This window comes from Mesobacillus boroniphilus JCM 21738 (assembly GCF_000517385.1).
In the GTDB taxonomy this organism is placed as follows: Bacteria; Bacillota; Bacilli; order Bacillales; family Cytobacillaceae; genus Mesobacillus; species Mesobacillus boroniphilus.
In genome coordinates, this window is sequence record NZ_BAUW01000143.1 from 1 (window position 1) to 5,991 (window position 5,991).

Below are 5,991 nucleotides of genomic sequence, written 5' to 3' on the forward strand. Positions count from 1 at the left end.
CTGGCAAGGGTTTTCACTTTTTCGAATGATTTAGGGTTATTCTCTGATTGATCGACTTGGTAATCAACAAGTAACGTGTAATCGGTTGTCATATACTCGAAAGACCCTTTTGCTTTTTGGAAATAATCAATCGAATTTAACATCACATTTTGTATTTTCGCTCTGTCTTCCTCTGAGTTTTGCATAACAGATTGAGTAACCTTGACTTGTTCCTGGGCATGCGCCACCGTAGTCGTAGTTGGATTTTCATTTGAATTAAATACCCCATAACCAATAATTCCTGCACATAGAGTCATACCGGTGACTCCGGAAATTAACATTTTCTTGTTCATACATTTATCCTCCTTGTGTTTAATAAGTGACTTTCATAGCGTCTGCGCCAGTGGAACCTGTTTTAGAGCTCATAACCCCATTGATAACCAGGAAAAAGGGAGAATTCGTATAGTCTGAAACGGTACCTATATGATTCCACCCTGAGCGAGCTGTATCTTGATTCACATAGACAAGTGTTCCCGTTTGACCTAATTGATAAGCAGTTTTAGGGTTTGTAAAATTCGCATTAGCTAAATAAACATGGTACGCGACGACTTTATTTTTTAACGTCTTGTGAATCCACATGTAGGAGGCATCAGCAAGGCCACTACTGCTAATGAGTCGATGGTCATTGTTATACCCACCAGATTTATGAACCCAATTTCCTTCATAGTCATGGTACCCAGGGGCAGTGCTTAGTGGATCATTGTCAATTACTGATTCCGCTGCTAGGGCATTAGATGAAAATATGGTCATCGCTAAGACCAATACACCTAATGAGGTCAAAAACTTTTTACTTCTTTTCATAGACTAATAAACTCTTTTTTAGTAAATTCACTCACATTTTTTATATTAACATACGAAATTACAAGTTGGGATATTTTTGGATTTTTTTGAGATAGGTGTTTTCTGAGAAAACCAGGAACTTGTTTAAGATTTTGTAGGCCTCGATGATCCGAAGAAAACAATGATCTACACGCCATATCAGCATGCCATATGTGATGTCGTGATGATAGCATTTGCTTCCCACCATTTGTGTATTAGATGTTGCATGTTGCACACTATCTCGCATGGCGTGTGTATAGCTTGCGTACGAAATATGATATGACATGACATGCATGACGTGCCTGTGGTCACATGGGATACGTCATCTCATGCGCACGGGATATGGCATCACATACCGTACGGTAGGAGATTATTTCATGAATTCAGAGTCTTAACTAGGTGGTCATAGTTTGTCGCTTACATGAATAAAAAGAAGGCTCGATGTTCTCTCTATTTGGTAGCACAAAAGAAGGGATAGCATAGGCAATCCGCTTAAATCATTCTTAAAATCAATAAACTTTAACAAAGCCTCACTAATATAGCCCTTCTTTTTCTAGGCCCTTTTTAGTATCAATTACTCGGTCCTCTATTTCTTTTAAAGCTTCCTTATAGTTATCTTTCCCTGCTATTTTTTTTATCATTTCTTTGTTATCATTTGAGATTAAAAATTCATCAATCACAATAATTTTATCACTGTTAATAATATCCCCATTATCATCAAATGAAATGCTCACATGGTAGTCAGAATCGTTTTTAAGACCAGGGTTGAGGCTTAAAGGAACAAAGGAGGAACCTGAACCATTGCCATATTTAATGTATATGACATAGTATTGGTTTTGTTTTTCTTCTTTACTAACTGGACTATTATTTATGGTTTCTTTTTGTATAAACTCTTTGTTCTTCTCAATCCTAGGAGTTGTATTAACGACCTCCTTTCGTGAGTCATTTTCTTTACTAGTATCGTTAGCTACTTCTAAGTAGTTCATATAGAAAAAATAAAAATATATACCTAAAGATAAAAGGATAATAATGGTCAATATACTGGCCAGAAGTTTTCTATTATCCAACTATATAACCCCCCTATTTTTATTCTAAAAGTAACTTTTTGGTGGTGGGATATTCTTTTAAAATTAATATTAAACTCATTAACAAAACATCAAAAATAGCGAGCCCCAAAGTGATTTTAGTAAGCAATAAAGTATCACTTACATTGAAGAAACAAATCATAAAAACAAAATTCCAAAAGACTAGAAGGACCAGGTAAACCAGATTATGTTTTTCAAAAAAACTATATCCGAATATCCATTGTAATAATAGTAAATGTTTGTTTATCTCTAAATAATACATTGAAGAAAAAAACAGTAAAATAGTACCTAGAAGTAAAAAAAGAATACAATAAACCGTACTTAATTGAAGTACATCCTTGTCATTAGCTATCTTTAACTCGACTGTTGAATATGCAACAGAAATGGGTTGCCAAATTTCATCCAAATCATATTTTTTTAAAGTTTTCAGTGTTATCGAAAAAGGGTATTCATTACCACTGTTCTTAGTATAGAATCCATACCCCATTGAAATGTGATTTCCCAAGATAAGGGGATCGAATTTATTATTTACGATAACAGCAATAGGATCAATAATCTCAAAGTCATTATTCTCAGCCATATTAGGTGAATAGGTAAAGTAAGATTGATTGTTTTTTACATATTTTATATTTACCCGTACTGGTTTTTTATCTTTCAAATTATATATACCATTGTAATCACTGGCTAATGTTTCTCTGATGTCACTTTCATGCTTTTTATACTTTATTGGCACAATTACAGTTATTTCACTACTATTAAAATCTTCTGGGACCGATACCAAATTGTTATTAATATCTATAATAGGGTTTAAAGATAGATAGTTGTTATTGATTTCTACTTTTCTTCCATCCATCCCCCAAGGATTAGCATTTAGTGGAATATCTGAAGAATTATAAAGGTAATATGCTGATGGTATAATAAGAAAAGCTCCCTGTGATTCAATTTCTTTATAAAACTCTTGAAAGTTTTCTCTCTCGTTTTCCTCATATAAAAAACTCAACAACCCTGGATTACTTTCAGCAATTATTCCTAAATAGGAATAATCATGTAGCAATGCCCACTTTTCTTGTGTATCAACAGTACTTTTCAGCTGAAGAAAAGTACTAATTCCTTGCTGTAGTCCTAAAACGAGAAAAATCGATATTATAAAGCGAACTACTAAATTCAATAAAAACAACAACTGTATTGGTTTTTTATTTTTAATCATTTGAGAAATATTTATGGTTAAGGTGCTTAACCATGTAACGATGAAGATTATTGAGAGTATTAAAATTAATGGCACCATTCTTTTTAGCAAAAATTGCAAGAAAAGAATTAATTGTTGGTGCTGATTATATACATACAAGTATACTAATAAACCTAAGAATCCAAAAGCAAAGGAACTAAGGAAAATTTTAATATATTTTTTGAATAAATAGATTCCAACTTGCCAAAAGTTATGGCCTAACATTAGTCTTACTGCAATTTCTTTATAATTATTGATGGTATCGTATAACATTGCAAGCGCTATGAGTAAGCATAAAATCAATAAAGCTTTATTTATCATATCTTGGTACGGGTAATTAGTAATTAAACTATGACCAAGATCTTTTGATACACCAACCTTAAAGCCGTAATTTAGCAATATCTCATTTAATCTTTCTGCATTTTCTTTACCAGGTACTGTGTAAGTCCCTTTGATATCTCGTTTTTTTGCGGCGGCAATCATAGGACGAATTTCAATTGGATCAAAACTATGAAAGATCTCTAATTGGCCAACCTGATATTTGTTATTAGTGTTAACTGTAGAGAGAAAATCCTTGGAATCACTGTTTCTATCCAAAAAATCCCCATACTTTAATTTGTGTTTTTCAAAGTATTTGTTGAAATCATTAATTACTACATAATACACTATCTTACTTTCACCATTTTTATCCTTTTCGTAAGATACTCGTTGTAAATTAACATTTGCTTCTAAAGCTGCTTCCTTTAATAACTGGAAGTTTTCTAACTTATTATTTTGAGATATGCCTGATTCTATATCAAGATTCCATTCTTCAACCTTATCGTTTTTATTAAAGGTTTGAAATTGAAGATATTCAAATTGTTTAATGGATAAAAAACTTACAACTATAAAGGTGACTGTAAAAAGAAGAAAAATTAATTTTTTCATAACATTCACCTCATAATTGTATAGTTCTAGAAAAGAATTTAATTAAATCTTTATCATGCGTGACCATAATAATTGTTTTTCCCTGCTTATGTAATTTCTGAAACAATGAAACTATTATGTCTCGATTTTCAATATCCAATGAACCAGTTGGTTCATCTGCTAAAATTAATGAAGGGTCCTTAAGTAGCAATCTTGCAATTGCTATGCGCTGTTGTTCTCCTCCACTTAATGTATGTACCTGTTCATTTCTATAATCTTCTAGGCCAACTTCCTTTAAAACTTGACATATAGCCCGTTCTTTTTCCTGTTTTTTTATTTTTTTGTGTTTAAGAGCTATCTCCAAATTTGAGTGAACTGTTGCATTATCTATTAAGGCATAATTCTGAAATACAAAGCCTAACTCATACCGCAAAAAGAGCCTCCTCATTCTTTTATTAATTATTTCGTTTCCATTTATTTTAATTATTCCTGAATCAGGCTCTTCTAACATACCAATTATATTTAATAAAGTCGTTTTACCTTTACCACTTTTTCCAACTATACCAATAAACTCTCCAGGCTTTACTATTAAACTAAAATTTTCAAATATAACTTTCTTTTTATATGACTTATTTATATTAACAATTTCAATCATTTGTTTTCTCCTATTTTAAAAATCAAAAGGGGATTTATCAAAAAAATAAATCCCCTTTAAAACTAGTACAACAAAATATGCTTATTATAACTTGCCGCGTATGGTCCATTATAGTCTAGATTTAACTTAGACCAATACCCTGCATTTGCAACTGGACCATAATAAGTAACACCGTTCTTTGTAATCGTACCATAATGTTTATAACCAGTATGGTAGTAGTAGTTATACCATTGCATAGTGGACTTATTATATCCATAATCCCATGTTTCAGCAGCTTTTGCTGCAATTGGTATAAGTGAACCCATTGCCAACATTCCCGTTAGAGCAAATGTTAATGCTTTTCTTTTCATATTATTCCCTCCCTCCCTTCTTTTCTGGAATATTATAACATTATATTTTAATGAATTCATATAAAATTTTCCTATAATAGTAAAATTAGTTATATTTACCCATAAACTACCAAACCATTTATTTGTCTTTAAACCACTAGTTTTTAATGATTTCTTCCGTTATCCCACCCCCATTATCTGCTATATAGAGTGTTGGCAGCCTAGAGTAATGTCGAGATGCATTGGAGATTGGTCTAGTATCTTGTCGGACTAATTTAGGCAAAAAATAAGACCGTAGTTTCACTACAGTCTTATTATAACGGAGCCGATAAGTTTCTAAAACGTTTGCGTGTCGGGCGGATTCATCCATATTCTTTCTTTAACAAATGAACCCCACCCGAAAAGGTCACTCTTAGGTACAAAAAACAACTCGGAGTTTACAAATAGCGTACTTTTGGGTATTAAATAAATAAGAGAAACGACACATTTTGTACCAGTAACTGCATATATTAAATACTGTAAAGGTTATTTTGAGGGGGAAAGGTTCCCCACGCGCTTACCCCTTGGGTAAGTTACCAGAGATCAGGATTACCGCCCTGCAAAATAACTTTACGTACGTCGTCGAAAGGTCTTCTTTTCATCGAAAGGAGGCCATTTTATTTTTGGCAAAAAGATTTATATGCAGGATATGATTGTGATAAAATAAGAAAATCCTGATGTTGGCCATCTGGGATTTTTCTTAGGTATTTATTAATTTTGAAGTGGTTGTTCATGGTTGTAACGAATGGTAAACAGAGGGTCTTTTTGATAGGCAAAAGTGACAACTTGACGATTTACGTTAGGTGTTGGATAGGGAACTTCATTAATTTCAGCACCTTGTTCGTCTATACCTTTTGTTATATAGCCATCCAATACAGCCATCCTTGGTTGTCC

The 5,991-nt window shown here is 32.6% G+C and carries 5 protein-coding genes and 2 pseudogenes; all 7 read right to left on the reverse strand.

Annotated features, from left to right (window positions below; all coding sequences use genetic code 11):
* Positions 1–332, reverse strand: a pseudogene (locus tag JCM21738_RS20640) (hypothetical protein); the annotation flags it as partial.
* 19 nt (positions 333–351) lie between these two features.
* Complete coding sequence (locus tag JCM21738_RS20645) at positions 352–840, reverse strand: hypothetical protein (protein WP_023626470.1); 489 nt, start codon at positions 838–840, stop codon at positions 352–354.
* 551 nt (positions 841–1,391) lie between these two features.
* Positions 1,392–1,925 carry a hypothetical protein gene (locus JCM21738_RS20655; protein ID WP_023626472.1) on the reverse strand — a complete coding sequence of 178 codons (534 nt, stop codon included), beginning with the start codon at positions 1,923–1,925 and terminating at the stop codon, positions 1,392–1,394.
* A 19-nt stretch (positions 1,926–1,944) separates the two neighbouring features.
* Positions 1,945–4,095, reverse strand: coding sequence for an FtsX-like permease family protein (locus JCM21738_RS20660; protein ID WP_023626473.1), 2,151 nt, complete (start codon positions 4,093–4,095; stop codon positions 1,945–1,947).
* A 10-nt stretch (positions 4,096–4,105) separates the two neighbouring features.
* Positions 4,106–4,729 (reverse strand): ABC transporter ATP-binding protein, encoded by a 624-nt coding sequence (locus JCM21738_RS20665; protein ID WP_023626474.1) that lies wholly within the window; start codon positions 4,727–4,729, stop codon positions 4,106–4,108.
* A 62-nt stretch (positions 4,730–4,791) separates the two neighbouring features.
* Positions 4,792–5,079 (reverse strand): hypothetical protein, encoded by a 288-nt coding sequence (locus JCM21738_RS20670; protein ID WP_023626475.1) that lies wholly within the window; start codon positions 5,077–5,079, stop codon positions 4,792–4,794.
* Between the two features lie 729 nt (positions 5,080–5,808).
* Positions 5,809–5,991, reverse strand: a pseudogene (locus JCM21738_RS24020) (hypothetical protein); the annotation flags it as partial.

Excerpts from the sequence above, each read along its gene's own strand:
- JCM21738_RS20660 (WP_023626473.1), bottom strand. The coding sequence starts at position 4,095 with ATGAAAAAATTAATTTTTCTTCTTTTTACAGTCACCTTTATAGTTGTA.
- JCM21738_RS20645 (WP_023626470.1), bottom strand. The coding sequence starts at position 840 with ATGAAAAGAAGTAAAAAGTTTTTGACCTCATTAGGTGTATTGGTCTTA.
- JCM21738_RS20670 (WP_023626475.1), bottom strand. The coding sequence starts at position 5,079 with ATGAAAAGAAAAGCATTAACATTTGCTCTAACGGGAATGTTGGCAATG.
- JCM21738_RS20665 (WP_023626474.1), bottom strand. The coding sequence starts at position 4,729 with ATGATTGAAATTGTTAATATAAATAAGTCATATAAAAAGAAAGTTATA.